A 23,152-nucleotide genomic window follows, 5' to 3' on the forward strand; every position below is an offset into this window, starting at 1 on the left:
GTCTGCACCTGTCAATGTTATGAGATGAGTCGTTATGCGGCCGCTACGCTCAGCAGCTTTTCACGATTGAGCATTTGCAGCGCCGATACGTCGACAATCAGCGCCACGCTGCCGTCGCCGAGGATCGTCGCCGCGGAAATTCCCGGCACTTTGCGGTAGTTGCTTTCCAGGTTTTTCACCACCACCTGATGCTGGCCAATCAGCTGATCCACCAGCAGCGCATAGCGGCGACCGGCGCTTTGCAGGATCACCACGATGCCCTGGGTGGCCTCGGTTTTCGCCCCGCTGACGTCAAACACCCGGTAGAGCTCAACCAGCGGCAGATATTCGCCGCGGACCTGCAGCATGCGCTCGCCGCCAGCCATCGGATGCAGGTCTTCGGCTTGCGGCTGCAGCGATTCCATCACCGCATTGAGCGGCAAAATAAAGACCTCTTCATTGACCTTCACCGACATGCCATCGAGGATCGCCAGGGTCAGCGGCAGCAAAATGCGAATCGAGGTGCCTTTACCCGCGCGGGAACGGATCTCCACGTGGCCGCCCATCTCCTGGATATTGCGTTTCACCACGTCCATGCCGACACCGCGGCCCGACACATCAGTGACCTGCTCCGCCGTGGAGAAGCCCGGGGCAAAAATCAGCATCCCGACCTCTTCATCGCTCATGCTGTCGCTCACCGCCAGCCCCTGCGCCGCCGCTTTGGCGAGAATTTTCTCGCGATTGAGCCCCGCTCCGTCATCAATCACTTCGATACAGATATTGCCGCCCTGATGTTCAGCGGAAAGGATCAGGTTGCCCATCGCCGACTTGCCCGCCGCCAGACGGGTCTGCTGATCTTCAATGCCGTGATCGAGGCTATTGCGCACCAGATGGGTCAGCGGGTCGATAATGCGCTCAATCAGGCTCTTATCGAGCTCAGTGGAGCTGCCCTGCAGCGTGAGTTCTACCTGCTTATTGAGCTTACCGGCCAGATCCCGCACCAGACGCGGGTAGCGGCTGAAAACATATTCCATCGGCATCATGCGAATCGACATCACCGATTCCTGCAGGTCGCGGGCGTTGCGTTCCAGCTGACTCATGCTATTGAGCAGATCGCCGTGAGTCACCGGATCCAGACTGCCGGAGCGCTGCGCCAGCATCGACTGGGTGATCACCAGTTCGCCGACAAGGTTAATCAGTTGGTCAACTTTTTCGACCGCCACGCGGATACTGGTCGATTCGCTGGCCTTCGCCCGCGGCGCCTTTGGCGACTCAACGGTCGCAGGCGCAGGTTGTACAACCGGTGCCGCAACAGGCGTCTCTGCCATTTGGAGTGCCGGAAGTGGTGTCGCGGCGGCCGGCGGCGGCGTGGTAAAGCTGATTTGTTCCGGCTCAAGCACAAAACACAGAACCGCGCTGATGTCATCTTCGCTGGCGGTGGTCAGCAATGTGACCTCCAGGCTGTTCCCGGTTTGCTGCGGATCCTGCACCTCGCCGAGGTTACCAAGCTCTTCCAGCATGAGCGGGATTTCATTGGCCTTCAGCCCGGTCAAGCTCACGCGCAATCCGCCGGCGATGGCCGTCGGCGCAGGCTGTGGGGCAGCAGGCGGCGGCGCAATTGGCTGAGCGACGGGCGCATCTTGTTGCTGCGCTTCCAGCGCCAGCTGGCGCAGCGCCTGGCAGATGTAGTCAAAGCTCTCGGCGTCCGGCGACTGCGAAGTTTTATAGGCGTCCAGTTGCTCCTGCATAATGTCTTTGGTTTCCAGAAACAGGTTGATAATTTCGGTGCTCAGGCGCATTTCTTCACGCCGGGCGCCGTCGAGCAGGTTCTCCAGCAGGTGAGTGGTTTCCTGCAATACGGAAAAGCCAAAGGTCGCCGCGCCGCCCTTGATCGAGTGCGCCGCGCGAAAAATAGCGTTCAGCGGCTCGATATCGGGGGCCTGCGGATCCAGCTCCAGCAGGTGTTGTTCCATGTCTGCCAGCAGCTCGTCTGCTTCATCAAAAAAGGTCTGATAAAAAGCGCTAATATCCATGCTCATGGGGTCACCTCAGGGTGTGAATCGCGATTAACCGGCGCGGGCGCAGCCAGGGTGTGCAGATTTTCCGGCTGGCGGATCTCCAGCGCGTCGCTTTCGCCATTTTCATGTTCGATACGTTGCTGAGTCTCTTTGTTGAGCACCAGCACGGTGATGCGGCGGTTGATGGCATCGTCGGCGCCGTGCTGCTTGAGGCTCATGGTCGCCGCCATGCCAACCACCCGCAGCACCTTTCCTTCCGCCAGCCCGCCGACAATCAGTTCGCGGCGCGAGGCGTTGGCGCGATCCGCCGATAGCTCCCAGTTGCTGTAGCCGCGTTCGCCGCTGGCGTACGGGATGTCATCGGTATGGCCGGAGAGGCTGATTTTATTCGGCAAATCGTTGAGGATCGGCGCAATCGCCCGCAGGATATCGCGCATATAACTTTCAACCTGAGCGCTACCGGTTTTGAACATCGGCCGGTTCTGGCTATCGATAATCTGGATGCGTAGCCCCTCGTCCATCATGTTGATCAGCAGATGCGGGCGCAGCGCCTTCAGGCGCGGGTCGGATTCAATCAACTGATCGAGCTTTTCGCGCAACTTATTCAGCCGTAGCTCTTCGGCGCGTTGATCCGCGGTATTAATCTGTTTGCTGACCAGCCCGACATCGCGGGTCGGGTCTTCGCCGCCGCCGGGGATGGGGCTGCTTTCCGAGCTGCTTTTATCGCCGCTGGTGAGCGCCACTTTCAGCGGCGTGCGGAAATACTCGGCGATTTGCGTCAGCTCCTGCGGGCTGGCGATCGCCAGTAGCCACATCACCAGGAAGAAGGCCATCATCGCCGTCATGAAATCGGCATAAGCAATCTTCCACGAGCCGCCGTGATGCGCGGGCGGGTGCGATTTGCGTTTTCTGACCAGGACCACCGGGTGATTATGCTTCATGCTTCTTCGCTTTCCGTCGCCTGCGAGACGGGCGCTTTCACCTGCCGCACGTGCTCTTCGAGTTCAACAAACGACGGGCGTTCAGTGGTGTACAACGTTTTGCGGCCAAATTCGACGGCGATTTGCGGCGCATAACCGTTAAGGCTGGAGAGCAGCGTCACCTTGATGCACTGCATCATCTTGACGGTCTCAGCGCTTTTTTGTCGCAGCAGCGTCGACAGCGGAGAGATAAACCCGTAAGCCAGCAGAATGCCAAGGAAGGTGCCCACCATAGCGTTGGCGATCAGCGCGCCGAGTTCCGCCGCCGGACGGTCCGCCGAGGCCAGTGCGTGTACGACCCCCATGACCGCCGCGACGATACCGAATGCCGGCAGAGAGTCGCCGACCATCGCCAGGCTACCAGCCGGGACTTCGCTCTCCTGCTCGAAGGTTTCGATCTCTTCGTCCATCAGCGCTTCAATTTCAAAAGCATTCATGTTGCCGCTCACCATCAGGCGTAAATAATCGGTTATGAACTCCACCAGATGGTTATCGGCAAGGATGCGCGGATAATTAGAGAAAATTTCACTTTCCTGCGGATTGTCGATATCGAATTCGAGCGACAGCATGCCCTGCTGGCGGGATTTAGCGAGCAGCAGGAACAGCAGCGCCATCAGGTCCATGTAGAGCGCTTTGCTGTATTTGGAACGGCGCACCATTTTGGGCAGCGCGCGCAGCGTGGATTTGATGGCCTTTCCGTTGTTACCAACGATGAACGCGCCGATGCCGGCGCCGCCGATAATCAGGAATTCCGCCGGCTGGTACAGCGCGCCAAGGTGGCCGCCCACCAGCAGATAGCCGCCAAACACTGCGCCCAAGACCACGAGATAACCCAATATAACTAGCACACGCATTCCTCAAATTAACAATGTGGATGGAAGGCGAGGCAAACGCGCCCTGGCTCGTTAGGCCAGGAGGGACATCTGGGGCGGTATGCCGCCCCTGCGTATTACACGTCGAAATGGATTGCCGTCAGTCGTCTGAACGACGGCTTACATGACGCGTTTAACCTGCCCGTCCAGCAGTTGAGAAGTTATATCGGCCAGTTGCGGAGAAAGTTTACGTCTTTTTACGGCGCGTGAAGGGGGTTGGCATAACGTGCAGACAAAATCATGCTGCGGGTGGTGCGCATGGGTGATGAATGCACCGCCACAATTGTTGCAGGCGGAAAGCTGCAGCATGCCGCTATCGACAAACCGCACCAGCGTCCAGGCGCGGGTCAGCGCCAGCAACGGCGCTTCGCCCGCTTCTTGCGGACACTGTTCGAGATACAGGCGATAGGCTTTGATCACCGCTTCCACACCGCTGCATTTGCCGCTTTTCAGCAGGAACAGGTAGGCGTTGTAGAACATCGACGAGTGGATGTTCTGCTCCCAGGTCATGAACCAGTCGGTCGAGAACGGCAGCATCCCTTTTGGCGGCGGGCTTCCTCGCAACTCCTTGTAAAGTTTGATTAAACGACCACGACTGAGCTGAGTTTCGCTCTCCAGCATCTGCAAACGCGCACCCAGGGAAATCAGCTCCATGGCGAGCTGAATATCCTTCGCTTCCTGAACAATACTTTTCTCAGCCATTATCAAACACTTTTCTTCGCTGCAGCGCCGTCTTTAGCGCGTAGCTCTTGCAGCAGGCGGCTGGAGAGCAGGATACCGGTATGGATCTGCTGGAGATCATCGACCCGCGACTCTTTGGTCAACTGCTCGATGGTCTGATGGTCGCTAAAGCGCAGGTTGCACACCAGCTGGTTAGTTTCAGCCAGTTTTACCATCTGCGGCAACGTCAGTTGCGCCAGGGTATCGACCATGGTTTCGTCAATGCCCAAACGAAACATCGCCGATACTTTTTCATCGTTAATCAGCCGCTGCGCTAAAAATAAATACGACAAGTTGAAGTCATAAATATGCTTAAGTAATTCGGAGGTACCCATAATCCCTATCCCGATAAGCCATGTTAGAAAACATACACGGGGCATCAAATTTAATCGCCCGTGACCTCAGTTATTTCCCCTGGTCAGCAATGAAAACACTCGCGAGCGATCGCTAAAAATTAGCCAATCGTCAAATTCGCCCCACTGTTAATAGTTTGTTACAGGTGCAAACTGGAGTGGAAGATGTAAAGAATTTGCTTCGAGAGAGTTGAATTGCCATGAAACTATTTTTAGAAATTCTATAAGAATATTCTTAAGGCGGCGCAACTCTACTCCCGAATCATTAGCACACACAATTAAGTATGGGGAAATTTTGAATGTAATGAGATACAGATCACAAAAACAAAAAATATTACCGGTAACAGCCACTTAATTTGCTCGTAAAACAACCAACATTCGATCATTTAACGATCACAAGTAAATGAAATACTTTAAAAAAAGTGTTATCAACCGTTACTATTAGTTTTCTTTGGAACATTTAGAACAAAAACATAACATTTGAAAAATAGAAGAACAAAAGTCCAAACGGACGGCGATTTTAACGTAAATCATGAGATTTCATGGCAAAAGATAACCGTTGTGTCATACAGGGAGATGAGATCGACGGCGACGTGGAAGCGCCCTTAATAAGCACAAAAAACAACCAACACTCAAGAAAATCTGTTCAGTTCCCCTTTCACTTTGACAGGACATTATTCGATCGCTACCGCCATCACCGGTAGCGCCTGCGCGATTGCACAACGACCATTCCTCCGGAAACGGCAGCGCGCGCATGCAAAATTTATATAACAATTTTGTCATATAAAGTTATCCATAAGGGGTATTTTTCGAGCGTTGTTTTTCTAACATTATTTTAACGAAACGAGCTAATTATCATTTTGTAATAATAAATTGGGGAGCTTTAAAAATGTGACGAACGCCGCTTAATCGCGCGCAGCGAAATAACGGCTTCACGCTGTGATGAATACGATTAAAAATAAAAAAACATCCGCGATAGAGAAAAAACTAAAACACGTTTTCATTCGGAAATAAGTATGCCAGAGGACACCCTCCCCCTTAATATTGGTAGGGAGTGATAGCAAATTACGCTAACTCATATTCAGCTGCATTGTGCTATTTGTCACCCCGGTAAGCGCAGGAGCCGTAGCAGCGCCAGCAGGGAAATCCCGGTGGTGCTGTTATTTTGCCGGGTGGCGGCTGACGCCTTGCCCGGCCTACGGCCCTACGTTCCATCGACGTGGACTTACGGCATTACAGTTCGCCCGTCATGTATTGCGCTACGCCGTGACCGAAACTCCAGTCACCTTTCTCGTTACTGATGATCGAGACCATTAGATCATCGCCGCTCAGGCCACAGTGAGTCCGTAATTCAGCCAGCAACGTGGCATAGAACAGCTGTTTCTGTTGTTCGCTCCTCGGGCTGGTAAACACTCGTACCACAACCATGTTACGGCTGCGCGTCAGCCCCAACCCGGTGTCCTCGATGACCATCTGGTAGGGTTTGTTTTCATGAACAATCTGATAGCGGTCACGCGTCGGCACGTTAAATGCGTGCAGTACAGCGCGGTGCGCAGCATCCAGCAGTGTGCGGACTTCCTCTTCAGTACGGCCTTCAATCAGGTCAAATGTCAGTAATGGCATGGCAGGCGCTCCGTATGGCGGTGGCTGAATAAGCGATGAGTGGCAATGTTAACCAATACGCCGACGGGCAAAAACCGCTATAGTTGAATTCATTGTTTTTACTGGTGAACAATCGCGATGAATGAGCTACGCCCGGAGATCTACTGGACCCATTTGTACTGGTTAACGGTATTGGAAGAACAAAAAAGCTATACCCGCGCGGCGGAAAAACTGGCGGTCAGCAAATCGGCTATCAGCCAAAAAATCAGTGAACTGGAGCGCATCACCGGCAAGACGCTGGTGCGCCGTACCACACGCAGCGTGAGCTTAAGCGAAGACGGTCTACGGCTGGTAGCAGAACTAACCACGCCCTTTGCCCAGCTCCGCGATACCTTTACCAGCGTCTGCGACGCCGAGGGGCCGCTGCGCGGCACGCTTCGCCTGACGGCGCCGGTCGCTTTTGCGCGCCAGCAGCTGGTTCCCGCCATCACCCCGTTTCTCCACCAGCATCCGCAATTCCAGCTTCAGTTGGAAGTCACCGACCGCCTGGTATCACTGGCCAGCGAAGGGTTTGACCTGGCGATTCGCCACTGCCGCCGCGAAGCCTTACCCGAGACCCACGTTGCCTGGCCGCTGTGCAACACGAAAACCCTGGTGGTCGCCGCGACCGAATACATTCATCGCTTTGGTGCTCCTGAATCCCCCGACACCTTACGTCAGCATCAGTGCCTGACCTACCCACGAGGCGCGCAGCGGCCATTGTGGACGTTTGCCTCCTGCATCGACCCGACACAGCGCGTCAGTGTTGAAGTACAGGGGCCATTCGCCACCAACAACAGCGAGTCGCTTCGCGATGCCGCCCTGTCGGGGTTAGGGATCGCGCTATTGCCGGACTTCAGCGCCACAGATGCGATCAACCAAGGACTGCTGCAGGAAGTCTTACCGCAGTGGCGCCCGGTGGAGGTGTTCGCTGAGCAACTCTTTGTGGTTCGCCCCTATACTCCGCGCGTATCCAGAGCGGTTGAGGCATTTAGCGCCTATCTGAAGCAGCGTTTTCAGTAGCTACTGACTGGCCCTGCGCTTTCTGGCAACGTCATTGCGTTGATGAACAAAAAATCAAAGCGGTTATCATCTCTCCACGATCTTCAGGTGATACCCTACAAGAAAAAACGTCATAACAGGCCAGATAACTCACTTATCTGGCCTGCCCTTATACCAATTAGAACGGTTTCGTCGGCAGGTATTTACCGTCTAAGGTAATCACCGCACGATGGCCGCCTTCCGGATCGCTGACCTTTTGAACATCCAGTTTGAAGTTAATGGCGCTAATAATACCGTCGCCAAATTTTTCATGGATCAATACTTTTAGGGTTGTATCGTACACCTGCAGCATTTCATAGAAGCGATACATTGTCGGATCGGTCGGTACGCGATCTTCAATGGAGCCTCTGACCGGGATGGTTTGCAGCAGCAAAATATCATCGGCGCTCAGATCCAGTTTTTTCCCTACCATTTGCGCCACATCCGCCGGCAACGGATGTTGACCCAATAACGCCGCCGTCACAAAGGCCTCAGATAACCCCGTACCCTCGACGAGCTGCGCAAAAGAGAGATCTTTTCTGGCTTTAATCAGCATAATTTTATTGGCTAATTCAAGACGAACTTCGCGGCTGACTTGAGACTGAATCATGGTTATACCTCTATAGTATCAGTGGATAAAAAAATTAATTACGGTAAACAGGAACGGCGCGGATATCAGGGTTGCTCGCCAACGGGCTAAATGTTCTGGCATTGCCGTCATAAGCGGCAATCTCCCCCGTTTCGATGTCATATACCCAGCCGTGTAGCGATAGACGTCCTTCATCAAGCGCCAGGCGCACCGCGGGATGGGTTTGAATATTCGCCAGCTGGGCAATCACGTTTTCATGCACCATCGCGGCAGTTTTCGCCTGGGGATCACGGTGTTCCCGGGCGTCGTTCACCACTTTTGCGGAGTCGGCATATTGCAGCCAGTGCTTAACGGCCGGGACATGATCCAGACAGCTACATTTCGCAATCGCCGTCATCGCCCCGCAATCTGAGTGGCCGCAAATCACAATATCCGCGACCTTCAGTACGGCAACGGCATATTCCACCGATGCCGACACGCCGCCGGGCTCCGGGCCATATGAGGGAACGATATTGCCGGCATTGCGGATCACAAACAGATCGCCGGGTTCGCGTTGGGTTACCAGTTCCGGAACCATTCGGCTATCGGAGCACGAAATAAACAGCGTATTGGGGTTTTGTTGCGTGGCTAAACTTTTGAACAGTTCAGCTCTTTCAGGAAAAGCATCACGTTGAAATTTAAGAAAACCGTCGATGATCTCTTTCATGATAAAGGTCTACCTCGCTGTGGAATGCCATGGAGGTTACGCGCCACATGACATAAAATAAAAGTCTTGTTTATAATGAAATCCATCTAAAAAACTTATGGTTTGAGATGATGAATATTCGTTACGTGAGATACTTTCTTGCCGTCGCCGAGCATCGGGGTTTTACCCGCGCCGCCGAAGCCCTGCACATTTCACAGCCCGCGCTGTCGCAGCAAATCAGGATGTTAGAAGAGAGTCTGGATGCGCAACTTTTCGACCGTAGCGGCCGACATATCCATCTGACGGATGCGGGAGAAGTGTTTTTGCAGTATGCGCGCCAGGCGTTTCAACTACTGGACGAGGGACAGCGAGCGATTCATGACGTTGAAGATCTCAGCAGAGGTTCTTTACGCATTGCGGTAACCCCAACGTTTATGTCCTATTTCGTCGTGCCGTTGGTCGCGGAATTTCATGCGCGTTATCCGCATATCACCCTGGATATCCAGGAGATCTCGCAGGAGAAGATGGAGGGGATGCTGCAGGAGAATGAGCTGGATATCGGTATCGCGTTTGCGACCGGTATCTCGCCCGATATTGTTTCAACCCCGCTGTTGCAAGAGGTTCTGGCGTTGGTTGTCGCGGAACATCACCCGCTCGCCCAACAGGCTTCGCTGACACTTAGTCAGTTACGCGACGAGGAGTTTATTCTGCTCAACCATCATTTCGCCACCAGACTGCAGATTGACCACTGTTTTCATCAAGCGAACTTCCATCCGCAAGTGAAAATTGAAATGCACTCAATCAACGCCATTCTCGACATCATCCGCCAGACTCAGCTGGTCACCGTGCTGCCGCTGAATGTCGCCGCACAGCATTCCGGCCTGACGGCGAAAATGGTCGCTGACGCCACGCTTGAGAGAACCGCGGTGTTGATGCAGCGAAAAGGGGCAAGGCAAAAAGCCGCTGCGCGGATTTTCGCCCGGATTGCCCATGAGGTGGCTGATAAGATAAAAAGTTAGCCTTGAGCTGACGCGGCCAGCCAGTGATAAACGGCGGCCAGATCCTGCCCCGCATACCCCTCTTCGGCGGCGTCATCCCAGCAGTCGGCGATCTTGCTGAGGATCGGTAGGCTGGTCGCCTCCGCCGCATCGAGTGCCAGTTTGGCATCTTTCAGCGCATGACTAAGCTGCATCTGGGGCGTGAAATCGTTTGCCGCGATCATCTCCAGCTTACCTTTGACATACGGCGCCGCCAGCGGTCCGCCATCCAGCGCTTGCCAGACGTCCTCAGGCGTAAAACCTAATTTTGCCGCCAGCAAGGCGCTTTCCGCGATACCTTCCATCATCGTAATCAGCCAGGCATTCAGGACGAGCTTCATTTTTTGGCTGCTGCCCGCCTCGCCAAACCATTGCGTTCTGCGGGCAATCGCGGCAAAGACGTGCTCGGCAGCCGCCGCATGTTCGCGCGAGCCGCTGGCCAGTACCAGAATTTGCGCGTTCTCGGCCGGTTTTTTTGTCCCTGATACCGGGGCATCAAGGTAGGTTAATGAAGGACAAAACGATTCGAGCAGGCAGACGGCTTCCCGGGTTTCGTCGACGCCAATCGTGCCCATCTGGCAAAAAATAGCCCCTTCCCGGCACGCTGGGGCTATCTGCCGGATCAGGTTCAGCGTAGCCTCGCCGTCGGTCAGAACGGAAAGAATGACCTCTGCGGATTTTACCGCCTGCTGCGGCGTTTCATGCTGAATGAGCCCATCAGCAAGCAAATCATGCCCCCGCTCGGGAGAACGGTTCCAGCCATGAACGGTGAAACCACGCTTGAGCAGATTGCTGGCAAATGCGTGCCCCATGGCACCCAGTCCCAAAACGGCGACGGTCGGTAAATTCATTACATTTTCTCCTGCTTAAAAATCGCTATCACACTGCCTGTTTTCGGGCTGCATTCTGAATATCGCTGCGCCATCTATTTAGCAAAATACCATGATAAAGAAGTCTAAAAACAGGCGGTATGGCGATTTCTGCAAAACAGATTTCCGTACATTGGCATACCGTGTTTGTTAACAATATGTATAATTTTACCTGCTGACTGATATTCATTATTTCTGCTTTATGGGCAGCATTATTTTCACCCTACCTTATTCCCCCTGACAAGGAATTGACAATGAGCGACCTCTCTCATGACCGACGTAATAGCCTTGCGACGGTTATTTATAATCTCCTGAATCCAATACCCTATGGTTTTTTTATTGCGGGTTGGATCTTCGATATTATTTATCTCTACAGTACCAACGTCATGTGGGGGAAAAGCGCCAGCTGGCTTATTGCCCTCGGTCTGATTTTCGCCATCATTCCGCGACTGATTAACCTGGCGCAGGTCTGGTTTTTCGCCCCACGACTCCCGGCGGCGAAAATTGATTTCTGGCTGAACGTCATCGCTATTATTTCGGCGATCGTGAACTGTTTTGTCCACAGTCGCGATGCCTACGCCATTGCGCCGCAGAACGTTATCTATTCGTCTATTACCGTTATCTGTCTACTGCTTGCCAATATTATCAGCACTTCCTGCCAGACAAATAATAAGGGGGTTCGCCATGAATAAAATACTGCTTCCCCTGCCGGTCGTGCTCGCCATGACGCTGATCCTGGCGGGATGTGATGAAAAAGCGAAACTCACCCCCGATCAACAGATTGGGCCGGACCCTGTGATGCCGAAGGCGCAGGACTTCCTGATGCCGCCAATGCAGGTTCCTTCCGGCGTTGGCTGGCAAGCCGGCGCGCAGCCTGAAGTCGCACAGGGTCTGAAGATCGAAAAAATGGCCGATGGATTCCTGCATCCGCGCATGGTTTACGTCCTGCCAAATGATGATGTGCTGGTGGTTGAAAGCAACGGCCCTGGCGAGGAACCGCTAACCACGCCAAAACAACTGATTGCCGGGATGGTAAAAAACCAATCAGGTAAAGGCGGTAAAGGCGGCAACCGCATTACGCTGTTACGCAAGGGCGAGAACGGCTGGGAAAAACATATTTTCCTCGAGCATCTGCACTCCCCATTCGGCGTCCAGCTGATTGGCGATAACCTGTATGTCGCCAACACGGGCAACATCATGCGGTACCACTACCAGCCAGGCGCGACGCACATCAGCGATGCAGGGAGCGAGTTGGCTGACCTGCCTAACACCGTTAACCACCACTGGACGAAAGCGCTGCTGGCGAGCCCTGATGGTAAGAAGCTATATGTCGGGGTTGGCTCCAACAGCAATATCACCGAGAACGGCCTGGACATTGAGTACCGCCGGGCCAATATTCTTGAAGTCGATACGGCAACAGGAGCCAGCCGTATCTTTGCCAGCGGTATCAGAAACCCAACAGGGCTCGGCTGGGAACCGCAAACGGGTAAACTCTGGGCCATCGCCAATGAACGCGATGAGATAGGCGCCGATTTGGTGCCTGATTATCTGACCTCGGTCCAGGACGGCGGTTTTTACGGCTGGCCGTGGAGCTACTTCGGCCAGCACGTTGACCGCCGCGTACAGCCTCCTCGTCCGGATATGGTCGCCAAAGCCATCAAGCCGGATTACGCCCTGAGTTCCCACGTTGCGCCACTGGGGATGCTGTTTTATCGCGGCCAAATGTTGCCGCAAAAATATCAGGGCGGCGTCTTTATCAGCGAACATGGCAGTTGGGACCGCTCGCCGTTGAATGGCTATAGAGTCAGTTTCGTCGCTTTCAAAGACGGTAAACCGGTCGGTAAGCCTGAAAGCGTCGTCAGCGGTTTTGTTTCCCGGGATGAGAAAGAACTCTATGGGGCGCCGGTCGGACTCGCTCAGGATAATCAAGGTGCGCTAATTGTTGCCGATGATGTCGGTAATACCGTCTGGCGCGTCAGCGTGAAATAGAACATCACGATTTACAATTCGGCTTCCCGCAGTCAGGGAAGCCCTTTTTATGCCCCCAATATCAGTAGCCATAAATATTGCAGGGAATTATTGAGAGAGCAAAGTGATAAGCTGTAAAATCAGGACCGCGATGGTAGATGGCTATATCAGAATGGGTTACTGAGGAACATTCATCATTAATGAGACGTAAAATGAGATGAACCATTTATCTGCAATCAGGACCTTCGTCAGCGCGGCCGACCATAAAAGTTTCAGCGCCGCGGCAAAAGCATTGAATATCGAAGTATCAACCGCGTCTCGTCATATTTCCGAACTGGAAGAGTATTTACAGGTCACGCTGTTTAACCGCTCTACCCGCGGATTAGCATTAACGGAAACCGGGGAATTTTTTTACTCCCATGCTCAGCAGTTGTTATTACAATGGGAGGAGACGCGCCAGTTAACGTCTGCGCTGGATAAACACCCTTCCGGCCTTCTACGGATCAGCGTCCCCAGCACCTTTGGCCGTTTACACGTCATGCCTTTTGTCGATGAATTTCTCCGCTTACATCCCAATATTTCTCTGGATATCAGTTTTAATGACGAAATTCAGGACTTGATCGAGGCGCGTATCGACCTGAGTATTCGCATCGGCATCTTGCCTGACTCATCGATTCATGCCCGTAAGTTAGCTTCGCAAACGCGCTCGGCATGGGCCAGCCCGCAGTGGATTGCGAAAAATCGCCCTTCCGCGACGCCGGGAGCCACTCGCGAGGACCAGCAGATGAATATTGTGATGTTTTCCCGTCTGCATGGCGCTGGCTGGTATACCCGTAAAGTGGGTTCAGAAGATGAATGGCAGCGGATACCGATTCATTATCGGCTCAGCGTCAGCGATAGCGCCGCGATGCTTTATGCCTGCGTCAATCATACCGGGATTGCGATTTTACCTAACTGGCTCTCGCGTCAGGCAGAAGAACAAGGGCAAATTCAACGCGTCTTCCCGGACTGGGAATTCAGCATGTTCCCCAGTGAAACCGCCATCTGGATGCTCTACCCGAAAAAACGGATATTGCCGCATAAGGTCAGAACGTTTATCGACTTTATGATAGAAAAAGTGGGAACGCCGCCGTACTGGGAGACGGACATTCATCATGGATGAGATGCAGGGGGGTAGCCTGCATCCGGCGCCCCTTTCTGCCCGCTGAGACATGCGGCTCACGTTCACTCGGGTAGATATTTAGCCATTAGAGGCTAAACTAAAAACAGCCTTTGAATTGTACGCTAATTATTTGAAAGCCAGAGATCCGCTGAATAATTTAATTCGAGTTTTCGAATATCGGGCAATGATGTTTTTTCTTCAGAGCGATCGCAATAAAAATTGTGAGGCTCATTAACGTCTCTGGAAAACAAACTCTGGCCCGTGCAATGTTTACAGAAAAGTGAGATGGGTAAGACGATGACTTGACGCCGGAGGATACATGAAATCGTTTCTCTTATCAGACAATATGCCAAACTATGCGCGACGTGGATTTATCAAGCAGTCAATTGCCGCAGCCTTAATCTTGAAAGGCGGGACCTTAGTGAAAGCGCATGCCGCTGAAGTAAAACCGCATCCCGCCCCCGAAACACAAAAATTCATTGATGCCGTTGATAATATTAACGCACTGATATTAAAAATTTCACATGACGTGTGGAATAACCCAGAACTCTCACTCCATGAAGAAATTTCCAGTAAAATCCATAAAGAGGCATTGGAAAAAGAGGGATTTACTATTATAAGCTCTGGTACTTCAGGGATCCCAACGGCGTTTGTTGCAGAATGGAATCAAGGTAGCGGAGGACCCAAAATAGGTTACATGCCTGAATATGACGCGCTACCAGGTTTAAAAAACGCAGCAGAACCCCAAAGAGACAGTGATAGAACGGCAAACCAGCTTCCCGGGCACGGCTGTGGTCATAATATGCTTGGCGCCGCCTGTTCCGGCGCAGCAATCGCACTTAAAAATATAATGAAAGATAATAATTTACCTGGAACGATACGTGTATATGGATGCGCCGCGGAGGAAACCGAAGGCGCCAAAGTATATATGGCGCGTGATGGTTTATTTAATGATCTGGATGCCTGCCTTGCATGGCACCCGGCTCCTATGACTGGCACCGGGTTATTAAGAACCTCTGCCATCAACATGTTCAGAGTTAAATTCCATGGCCAGACGGCTCATGCCGGCGTGGCTCCATGGGAAGGTCGGAGCGCTTTAAAAGGCGCTGAACTTTTTGGCATCGGCATTCAGTTTATGCGTGAACAAATGACGCCAACCACCCGGCTGCATTATGTATATTCCAGTGCAGGGGAAACGCCTAATGTGATACCTGATTATGCTGAAGTCATTTTAATGGTACGTGGCGTCAGCAGAGATGAAGTCGAAACGGTTTCGAAATGGGTTATTGATACGGCTAAAGGCGCAGCCTTGCAGACGCAAACAAAGGAAGAAGTCGATCTTTTCTTTGGTCTGCATGATTTACTCCCTAATGACTCCCTGGCCACTCGTATTTTGCAGCATATCTCAGCAATCCCGCTTGTATGGTCAGAAGAAGAACAAGGATTTGCAAAAAAATGTCAGGCGGCAATGGGGGTCCCCGAGGCTGGATTAATGACGGCGCCCATCCCCCTGCTTCCTGAGATAACAACGGGCGGCGCCACCGATGTTGGTGATGTCAGTTATAACTGCCCTGTCGGGTTATTCGCATGGACCACCATGCCAGCCGGTATTGGCTTACATACCTGGCCAGTGACGGCATGCGCAGGTATGTCAATTGGCGATAAAGGGACGCTCAATGCAGCCAAAGTACTGACCGGTATTGGCTATGATATTGTCACCAACTCAGATTTCAGAACACAAATCAGAAAAGACTTTGAAAACAGAAAAGGTCATTACAAATATGAGTCGCCTCTCCCGGCGGGCAAAAAACACCCCGAATCCGTCCCGGCGCATCTTCTTTTGCGTGATGGTACGGGAGAACTCACCGATGAATTTTACCTGACGCTTCCTGCTGCGAAAGTTTAAATGGTTATTGGATGAATATCTTTTCCACTTTATATCACGGCGTCGACATTGAGAGTGCGGAGTAATGATTAAAATGAAAAGTTTCATACTTATCATGCTACTACTATCTGGAAGTGGAGTCTATGCTGCAGATAATCTCCTTTCTGCAGCATATACTATAAAGTCGGATACGCAGGTTTTGCTCCCGAATGGTGATGTTCAAGCATTTGGCGACGTCCTTATTACCAGTGGTGAGATGGCGATTCAGGCCGAAGAGGCGGTTTTCCACCGGAATGACCCGGCCAACTTATTTATTACCGCAAGTGGTGATCCCATCAAATACAAAGGGGTGCTGGAAGATGGTCGCCCCTTTACCGGGCATTCATTAAAACTTAAGTATGTTATCAAAAGTGGCGACGTAAATTTAATTAACAAGGCATTTATAAAATTACAAAACAGCTCATTATCTGCCTCAGTGATAACATACAATATTAAAACAAAAGAGATGGAAGCGTTAAGTTCTGATAGTAGAATAGTCGCAGCAACGCTGTATCCTTCAGAATTGTCGGCGAAAAAATGAATGTTGACATTCCCTGTTAAATTCACCTTTTTTTGAAATGGCAATGCTGACAAAAAAATGACTCGCGGAGAGACTGATCATGAGAAAAGTACTGTACCTGGTGGTTTTGTTTTTAATCATCATCGCCGCCACTATTTTCAGCACAAAAATAGCAAATCCGACATCGGGGCAAGCAATATCATTCGTTAAAAAAAGAATCTTAAATGACATGGGAAATTCAGATAGTTTAACCTTTGAGGAGGTTAAATTTCATCCTGACACCTCCCCTCAGGGTGATAGTATTAGCGGTGTGGTATGCGGATATATTACCGATAATAACTTAAATATGATTAAAAAGAGATTTGTTTCGGACATCGTTGTCTCAAACAGCGGGAGAAGCGCCCGGATGGCATCGCCAGTAATTGAAAGTAAAGAGAATTCAAACGATATGGATGCGCTTTGGGCTAATAAATGCAAATAACAAAATGCCAATGCGAAATGACATCGCGGTCATCATTGCCGCGCGACGCGACGGATCGCCCCCGCTTAGCTCGCGTCAGAAATATCGTTATGGTTATTTTAAGGTATTGTCGAACGGCAATAGCGAATTGTTTTATTCCAACCATCAATTAACAGATCTTCTCTATTATCAAACTGCATCCTTAAGAAAGTCTTTTCATTATCACCATTGAGCGTGATAAGAATAGAACCATCCAATCCTCTTTTGGTGAAATAAGCACGTCTCTGTTCTGGCGAATGGTAAGCATCCTGGGTAATGAAGCCATTTATTTTCGCGCCTATTTTCAAACAACGTGCCACCGTATCCGGGCTGGAATAGAAAGTGATATTCATGGTATTTGAATTCGCGACATTGTGCATGACCAGATTACAGCCAGAGATGAGCATGAGTATAAAGCATGAAGTGAATCTAATAATGGTTATACTTTTTAATCTCAGCATCATACCCCCTGACCACTATCGCCCTATAACTATAGCATGTTATTGTTTATTACCTGGTCTATTTTCAAAATCTTTGGGTTACAACTAAATGCGGCATTAATGCTTTAGATACAAAGGAGTATATTGCATAAAGCTGTTTTTCAGGCGGCTTAACTCCAGCGCCTTCGGGCGAGAATCCCCCCCTCACCCGGCCCGTGCCATTATGTATCATCAACCTCTCTCACCGGCTTTTTGAGGATGCTCTCAATGCCATAAGATAGTCAGCTACCGGGATCGGCCGGGAAAAGTAATATCCCTGGAATATATCGATACCCAACTCCAGCAGAACCTGTAATTGCGTATTATCCTCCACACCTTCAGCAATAATGTGGCAATGAAACTGACGCGCCAGATTGACCATGCTTTTCACAACCAGCGCTGAAGGCGCATTCGTTCCGACGTTTGACGTGAATACTTTATCCACCTTGATAAATTCCGGTTGAAACTGCTGTAGGTAGCTGTAGTTCGCATGCCCGGTGCCAAAATCATCAAGGGAAAACTGAACCCCAAGTTGCCGGAGTTTCGCTGTCACGGCATCCGTCTGCAGGGTATGTTCAATCGATTCCCGTTCGGTGATTTCAAGTACCACACGAGCTTTCTGCTCTTTCAGGCGGGACTGGAAACTCGTGCACAGCATGACTATCTCATCATCCTGAAAATTGACGGCGCTGGTGTTAAAGCACATAAACAGCCCTTCCGGCAGAACATGTTTCTGTTCCTGCAACTGCCGTAGCACGTCGTTGAAGCAGATTGCCGTCACCTCTTTAATCAGACCCGTTTGCTCCGCCACAGAGATGAATTTATCCGGGGGAATAAAACCCAGCTTCGGGTGTTCCCAGCGAACCAGAACTTCCCCCCCCACAATCAGCCCATCCTTGCCTTGCACAATGGGCTGGATAAAGGGCTTCAACTGTTTATGTTTAATCGCCTTCCGGAGCATAAACTCTAATGTACCGCGATATCCCAGATAGCTTCGGAATAACCAGGTCAGCAGTAATGACGCCACCAGAATGGCAATAAACCAATTCCGCTCATAGTGGATAAAGGCCGGGAATCCGGCAAGCCCGGCGCGATCGGCAATCACAGAATAACTGAACTGGCCAGACGTCAGCGCGACGGGACGTTTAATATTCGCAGACGTGGAAACATAACCATAACGGTCCAGATAACGTTCCCCTACCTGCAGATACAGGTGGGTATTTCCATCCAGTACGTTAAGGACGTTGTACAGGTAGTAGCCGTCGATACCAATCAGCGCGCTGTTCCCCTCCTGATCCTGCAAGGTATAGACAATCAGTGACTGAGAGGGCGTAATTTTGTTGCCGCCCATCAGGATCAGCGAGCCGTCAGGGTAGTCCGCCTGATTGAGGCGGAATGTCTTCCCGCCAAAAACTGAGGTGCAGTAAATCTCATTATGCCGCGCCATGCTTACCGTTCTGACATCCGGAATCGTGGCGACAATGCTCCGGATGCCGGTCAGGACCTCTTCGCTACAATCTTTCCCCAGATAGCCTTCCGCGCGGTCAGCGGCAAGTTCCGCATGCCCGAGCGTCGCATCCAGGCTGGCGATAGCCTGTTTCAGGCGCGAATGAATTTCTTCATCCAGGGAATGCTGCATTTGCAGATAACACAGTACGGTACCCAGACTCATGACCAGCAGGAAGAATGCCAGCAACAGGGGGCGATAATACGCCGGTGATCTTTTCATTAAGGTGTTCCAGTAAACGATCTGTCCGGAAAGTCTTCTTTTAAATATCAGGGTTTATGCGCTAATGATAATTCAACAGATTAAAAATTCCTGCTCCTTTCGGAGAATAGGTGTATCAGCCTTTTACTCACGGCCACCGACGTGGGGAAAACGGTAACAACGCCAGGTAGCATCCCCGCTAAATGAACTTCTCATAGAGTATTTTTTCGCCGTGATGGTCAACCGTTAAGCATACTGTTGCCGATAACACTGTCGCGTTCATGGTGGCTGAGTTGACGTCAACGTGGATAAATACAGGTAAGCTGGCTTTTTCGCCTTTTGCTATCGAGCTGGGGGGGAAGGTAAAATAATCCGCCGACAAATGCACGAAAATACTTATTCAGCGATCTCAGAAGCTCTTTGCTGAACCGTTGATATATTCTTAGAATATATGAGCCGCCGATGAAGGAGGCTCAAGGCATAGTAATTACTTCAGGCCCAGCTGGGCGCGTAGCTCAGCTTTAGCCGCGTCGAATTCAGGCTGGAAGTCCGGCTGTTGTTCTGATTTCAGAGCAATCAGCGCCCCTGTGGTCCGCCCCATCACCGTATCAGAACGATAATGGAAGCCTGAAATCAGACGGTTAGAGGCATACACGTCTGCGCGGGCGAACAAAGCGTCGCGTTTTTCCGGTACCATTTTGCTTAATTCCGTCGCCATCAGATAACCCAGTGTTGAATGACCTGAAGGCCATGATCCGGATGTTGTCGCCTTAGTCAGCGGATGAATGTTGTCATTCAGCATATAAGGACGAGGACGATGAAAGACCTTCTTGGGTAGTTCATTAACGACGTCTTCTGTCGCTACAAGGCGAGAGAAAAACTCGGCGGTTTTAGGTAATTTGGCCTCCACAAACTCAGGTCCCATCACATCAGAGAAACGCCAGACATTTTCGCCGTTTGAATCATCAATAGCCATTTTCTTTTGCGCAGCAGTACTGTTTTTTTGGATCTGAATAAGCTCGTCAAGTTCAGCTTTAGTTTGTGCAGAATCATTTGCTGGAGGAGCAGGAATATATTTACTCAGGTCTAAATCTTCGCTGGTAATGAAAGGCCGGGCTTCTTCAGCAGCCTGAGCAATAAACGGCGCACCTAAAACCACAAACATTAAAGCGATGACAGATTTACGCACGGGAAAACTCCTGGGTTTTATGTAAGTAGAGGAGATTAATCCGGGTTTGTTAACATTTCATGACAAAACATCAAAATGTCCTGGCGCGTTCTATTCCTGCACAATCAATTAGTTACCGACCAGATGAGGGGTTAAAACAAAAGAAAAAAAGCGCCATGGCACCCCCGCAAGGGCAAAGATAAAATACGGGCCGATATAAGCAGGCAAGCTAAAAATGCTCGACAGGACATAATCAGTATGTCGGAAGCTCTCTAAAAGTGAATGGTTCGGTTTACCGGGATACTTACATAACCGCACCCAGAAGTCAGCTTGCTGATCACATGTCAGGAAAAAGCCTTTCAGGTGAAAGTGGCATGCGTAGATTTTCATGGCTTCCCCCTGAAAAACAAAAACCCCGCCGGCTGGCAGGGTTTCGATGATTAAGTTGTGTGTCGAAATGACCACTCTTACCAGATTACAACACTTTTTGCGTAACGCAGTAGAATTATTTATATTGAATAGCTTCGTGATCTGCAGAACTACGGATTATGTCACTGAGACAGATGGAGAGTAGAAATATGACGCATAATGTTCCCCCTGGATATTGTGTGGTGGAAAAACCTGGAACATTAGATTATCAGGCCCGGGAACTGTTCAGGGATGTTCGTTCACCAGCCGCCAGCCTATTTATGAAGCTCAATGCGGATACTCAATACCTGAAACCAGGACAGATTCTCATTGTAGCTGATACGGACACGCCCTCTCAGCAAACAATGTAGATGCTATACGTACTTCAGCAGGCAAAGAAAAAAACCAACGTTGCATTTACTGGTGTAAGCGTCGAAGAGGCCGGTTTTATGCAAAAACATTATGGAATGGTTGCTGCGTTGACAGGGGTCGGGGATAAAATTTTTAGCACTGCCGGGGACGTCGGTGAAAAGTATTTCAATGCTATTGAGCAGACCCTTAAAGAAATTGAAGTTAGCTACCAAAATCAGTTCCGTACTCAAGGGACATTAATCGGGCAGCAATTTTTTGTTGAGCGTAATCGATTACTGCAGCAATTAAAGGAACTGGTCAACAAACCATTGTTAAAATCCCTTTCCCGAAATATCGTAAAATTCGAACAATATGAAAGTATGAAGCGGGCGTTAAATCTCTCCAGCCGTTCAATCGTGCATGAATGGTCAACCGTTGGAATAGGCAGTATTCCAGGGTATTCATATTATGTCGGCAATGCAGCCAGAGCGGCACGTTTCTTAAAGGCTGGTGGGCTTATCGGTATTGGGTTTTCTTTTGCCGGAACGACGAATGATGTAGTTGCCGCTTGTAGCAAAGGGCGAGAGGGAGAATGCGGGAGTATTGCTGTAAAAGACTACTCAAAATTTGCTCTCACTATTGGTGGTGGAATGCTGGGAGGCGCGTGGGGTAGCACAGCAGCGTTAGCTGGTTGTGCTGCTATCGGAATAGCAACAGCAGGTGCAGGAGGCGTTGCATGCGCGGTTGTAGGGTCAGTCGCTGGTGGATATGTTGCCAGCTCAGGCGTGGAAACAATATTTAATAAAGTAGTAGAGTATTATGATAACTAACAAATTACTGGCTGATACTTCATTATTTTTTGGAGGGCTAGGTTGTTTCCTTCTGGCCCTGTCGCTAATAATTTATGCTTTTAAAAGGCAGGATTATATCAAGCTGGTATCTACTTACAGAGAAAAATATGAACTGCCCGGCCCCTGTCACTTTTATTACATGACTGGTTTCTTCGGAGTGTTTCCACTTTTAAGATTCTTTATGAAATTAAAACAACAAAAGAAGATAAGTTTCATTGCCCGTAACGATCCTGCTTATACTTTCTTTAGAGATAAGAACATAAAAATACACCCCTGGATGAAAATTTATTCTTTCCTGTGGTTTGCTGCCACAGTATGTTATGTTTTATTTGCGATTTTTGGTCTCCTTTTACCCTGACTTCAGGGCGGGCTTATCGTTATTTTGAAAACATCGACTGAGGGCCTGTTCAGGCCCATCTTGTATTAACTCTCCATTTCCAGCCGAACATCTAACATCGACAGGCACCCTTCAATAAACCCCTCAGCCATCTGGAACTTAATTCGGATCATCCCTTCAGAAAGGCGGTGCTTTCGCCCAAGAACCCGTTTTGATATAATGATCAACAACAAACTCGTACTCATCTGGTCGCTTTTGTTTCAGACGTCCCACACAGGCGTCAATAACCAGGGCATCATCTTCGCTGCAGCTCAAACCTGTTCCGGCCTCAGGTAAAACCCCCTTAAACCCGACAGCAGTCCGCGCGTACCCCACTTCATTCTCGATTTTATGCTTTAACCAGTTGCCCCAGCGCTCAAGTACAATCTGAATGTTACGCATTATTTTGTACTCCTGTTTTGCTACAGCTACCGCTGATGTGCATACCGGTTCGGCGAATGATCAAACTGTAGTTGTTAAAGTATTGGTCCAGTTTTAGTAGTAGCTCCTTTTCTAAACATTCAATACATGGTGGAATAACGCGAAAAAGCAAGCCGCGGTGAAACTGGGCCGCCCTGTTCCGGGTACGTTCCACGATATTAAAGCCAAGGCAATTTCAGACTATGAAGGTAGTAGCAAAGAGAAGCAGATGTTTAGTGGACACAAAACAGAAAGCCAGGTTGTGACGTATGATCGTAAGGTCAAAATTTCGCCGACGCTGGACGTTCCGATGATGAGTAAGGAGAAGTGAAAGCGGTAGTTGGACAGCAAAATATACCAAGTGAATATACCAACACTACGCCAACAGCCCAAAGCAACAAGGGGTTACCTTTCGGTAACCCCTTGTTTTATTTGGCGGAAGCGTAGAGATTCGAACTCTAGAACCCTTTCGGGTCGCCGGTTTTCAAGACCGGTGCCTTCAACCGCTCGGCCACGCTTCCGGTATGGGGCGCA

At 50.5% G+C, this 23,152-nt stretch carries 22 protein-coding genes, 1 tRNA gene and 3 pseudogenes; 11 read left to right on the plus strand and 15 right to left on the minus strand.

What is annotated here, in order from left to right:
- Positions 1-32: 32 nt before the first annotated feature.
- The 6 genes from cheA to PYR66_15025 all read right to left on the minus strand — a co-directional run bounded on the left by cheA (position 33) and on the right by PYR66_15025 (position 6,545).
- Entirely contained in the window at positions 33-2,018 is a 1,986-nt protein-coding gene (cheA, locus tag PYR66_15000; GenBank protein WEF26626.1) for a chemotaxis protein CheA, read from the minus strand.
- Entirely contained in the window at positions 2,015-2,938 is a 924-nt protein-coding gene (gene motB, locus PYR66_15005; protein WEF26627.1) for a flagellar motor protein MotB, read from the minus strand. The genes cheA and motB overlap by 4 nt, the downstream gene beginning before the upstream one ends.
- Positions 2,935-3,825 carry a flagellar motor stator protein MotA gene (gene motA, locus PYR66_15010; GenBank protein ID WEF26628.1) on the minus strand — a complete coding sequence of 297 codons (891 nt, stop codon included), beginning with the start codon at positions 3,823-3,825 and terminating at the stop codon, positions 2,935-2,937. The genes motB and motA overlap by 4 nt, the downstream gene beginning before the upstream one ends.
- Before the next feature lie 144 nt (positions 3,826-3,969).
- Positions 3,970-4,551 carry a flagellar transcriptional regulator FlhC gene (gene flhC, locus PYR66_15015; GenBank protein ID WEF26629.1) on the minus strand — a complete coding sequence of 194 codons (582 nt, stop codon included), beginning with the start codon at positions 4,549-4,551 and terminating at the stop codon, positions 3,970-3,972.
- Between the two features lie 2 nt (positions 4,552-4,553).
- Entirely contained in the window at positions 4,554-4,904 is a 351-nt protein-coding gene (flhD, locus tag PYR66_15020; protein WEF26630.1) for a flagellar transcriptional regulator FlhD, read from the minus strand.
- A gap of 1,251 nt (positions 4,905-6,155) precedes the next feature.
- On the minus strand, positions 6,156-6,545 hold the full coding sequence (locus PYR66_15025; protein WEF26631.1) for a tautomerase family protein: 390 nt from the start codon (positions 6,543-6,545) through the stop codon (positions 6,156-6,158).
- Positions 6,546-6,662: 117 nt separating this feature from the next.
- Between PYR66_15025 and PYR66_15030 the strand changes: the two genes are divergently transcribed.
- Positions 6,663-7,586: a LysR family transcriptional regulator gene (locus tag PYR66_15030; protein ID WEF26632.1), complete on the plus strand. Its 924-nt coding sequence runs from the start codon at positions 6,663-6,665 to the stop codon at positions 7,584-7,586.
- Between the two features lie 157 nt (positions 7,587-7,743).
- Here PYR66_15030 and cynS read toward each other — a convergent pair whose 3' ends face one another.
- On the minus strand, positions 7,744-8,214 hold the full coding sequence (gene cynS, locus PYR66_15035; protein ID WEF26633.1) for a cyanase: 471 nt from the start codon (positions 8,212-8,214) through the stop codon (positions 7,744-7,746).
- Positions 8,215-8,248: 34 nt separating this feature from the next.
- A complete protein-coding gene (locus tag PYR66_15040) occupies positions 8,249-8,899 on the minus strand; it encodes a carbonic anhydrase (protein WEF26634.1) in 651 nt (216 codons plus the stop codon).
- Between the two features lie 110 nt (positions 8,900-9,009).
- Here PYR66_15040 and cynR point away from each other — a divergent pair, with 110 nt between their 5' ends.
- Positions 9,010-9,897 carry a transcriptional regulator CynR gene (gene cynR / locus PYR66_15045; GenBank protein ID WEF30467.1) on the plus strand — a complete coding sequence of 296 codons (888 nt, stop codon included), beginning with the start codon at positions 9,010-9,012 and terminating at the stop codon, positions 9,895-9,897.
- On the opposite strand, the gene PYR66_15050 is transcribed toward cynR, so the two are convergent.
- Entirely contained in the window at positions 9,894-10,766 is an 873-nt protein-coding gene (locus PYR66_15050; protein ID WEF26635.1) for an NAD(P)-dependent oxidoreductase, read from the minus strand. The two genes, cynR and PYR66_15050, sit on opposite strands and share 4 nt — an antisense overlap.
- A gap of 272 nt (positions 10,767-11,038) precedes the next feature.
- Between PYR66_15050 and PYR66_15055 the strand changes: the two genes are divergently transcribed.
- From PYR66_15055 to PYR66_15080, 6 genes are all read left to right on the plus strand, one after another.
- On the plus strand, positions 11,039-11,476 hold the full coding sequence (locus PYR66_15055; GenBank protein WEF26636.1) for a hypothetical protein: 438 nt from the start codon (positions 11,039-11,041) through the stop codon (positions 11,474-11,476).
- Entirely contained in the window at positions 11,469-12,773 is a 1,305-nt protein-coding gene (locus PYR66_15060; GenBank protein ID WEF26637.1) for a sorbosone dehydrogenase family protein, read from the plus strand. The genes PYR66_15055 and PYR66_15060 overlap by 8 nt, the downstream gene beginning before the upstream one ends.
- A 196-nt stretch (positions 12,774-12,969) precedes the next feature.
- Complete coding sequence (locus PYR66_15065; protein WEF26638.1) at positions 12,970-13,914, plus strand: LysR substrate-binding domain-containing protein; 945 nt, start codon at positions 12,970-12,972, stop codon at positions 13,912-13,914.
- Positions 13,915-14,233: 319 nt separating this feature from the next.
- The gene (locus PYR66_15070; GenBank protein WEF26639.1) at positions 14,234-15,820 is read left to right on the plus strand and encodes an amidohydrolase; all 1,587 of its coding nucleotides are present in this window, start codon (positions 14,234-14,236) and stop codon (positions 15,818-15,820) included.
- Between the two features lie 64 nt (positions 15,821-15,884).
- Positions 15,885-16,379, plus strand: coding sequence for an LptA/OstA family protein (locus tag PYR66_15075; GenBank protein WEF26640.1), 495 nt, complete (start codon positions 15,885-15,887; stop codon positions 16,377-16,379).
- A 79-nt stretch (positions 16,380-16,458) separates the two neighbouring features.
- Positions 16,459-16,839, plus strand: a complete 381-nt coding sequence (locus PYR66_15080) for a hypothetical protein (GenBank protein WEF26641.1) — start codon at positions 16,459-16,461, stop codon at positions 16,837-16,839.
- 98 nt (positions 16,840-16,937) lie between these two features.
- Here the strand turns inward: PYR66_15080 and PYR66_15085 are convergent, their stop codons facing one another.
- The 4 genes from PYR66_15085 to PYR66_15100 all read right to left on the minus strand — a co-directional run bounded on the left by PYR66_15085 (position 16,938) and on the right by PYR66_15100 (position 20,602).
- Positions 16,938-17,210, minus strand: a complete 273-nt coding sequence (locus PYR66_15085; protein ID WEF26642.1) for a hypothetical protein — start codon at positions 17,208-17,210, stop codon at positions 16,938-16,940.
- A 328-nt stretch (positions 17,211-17,538) separates the two neighbouring features.
- Complete coding sequence (locus PYR66_15090) at positions 17,539-19,065, minus strand: cyclic diguanylate phosphodiesterase (GenBank protein ID WEF26643.1); 1,527 nt, start codon at positions 19,063-19,065, stop codon at positions 17,539-17,541.
- Positions 19,066-19,531: 466 nt separating this feature from the next.
- A complete protein-coding gene (locus tag PYR66_15095) occupies positions 19,532-20,233 on the minus strand; it encodes a phosphatase PAP2 family protein (protein ID WEF26644.1) in 702 nt (233 codons plus the stop codon).
- Positions 20,234-20,341: 108 nt separating this feature from the next.
- On the minus strand, positions 20,342-20,602 hold the full coding sequence (locus tag PYR66_15100) for a hypothetical protein (GenBank protein ID WEF30551.1): 261 nt from the start codon (positions 20,600-20,602) through the stop codon (positions 20,342-20,344).
- 188 nt (positions 20,603-20,790) lie between these two features.
- Between PYR66_15100 and PYR66_15105 the strand changes: the two are divergent.
- Positions 20,791-21,801 (plus strand): annotated as a pseudogene (locus tag PYR66_15105) (hypothetical protein).
- A complete protein-coding gene (locus PYR66_15110; GenBank protein WEF26645.1) occupies positions 21,791-22,180 on the plus strand; it encodes a hypothetical protein in 390 nt (129 codons plus the stop codon). Before PYR66_15105 ends, PYR66_15110 begins: the two are co-directional and overlap by 11 nt.
- 65 nt (positions 22,181-22,245) lie before the next feature.
- Here PYR66_15110 and PYR66_15115 read toward each other — a convergent pair.
- Positions 22,246-22,600: pseudogene (locus tag PYR66_15115) on the minus strand (antiterminator Q family protein).
- Between the two features lie 115 nt (positions 22,601-22,715).
- Here PYR66_15115 and PYR66_15120 point away from each other — a divergent pair.
- Positions 22,716-22,949 (plus strand): annotated as a pseudogene (locus PYR66_15120) (integrase).
- A 102-nt stretch (positions 22,950-23,051) separates the two neighbouring features.
- On the opposite strand, the gene PYR66_15125 reads toward PYR66_15120, so the two are convergent.
- Positions 23,052-23,139, minus strand: a tRNA-Ser gene (locus PYR66_15125).
- Between the last annotated feature and the right edge of the window lie 13 nt (positions 23,140-23,152).

The sequence above is a fragment of the Klebsiella aerogenes genome (assembly GCA_029027985.1).
GTDB classification, from domain to species: Bacteria; Pseudomonadota; Gammaproteobacteria; order Enterobacterales; family Enterobacteriaceae; genus Klebsiella; species Klebsiella aerogenes_A.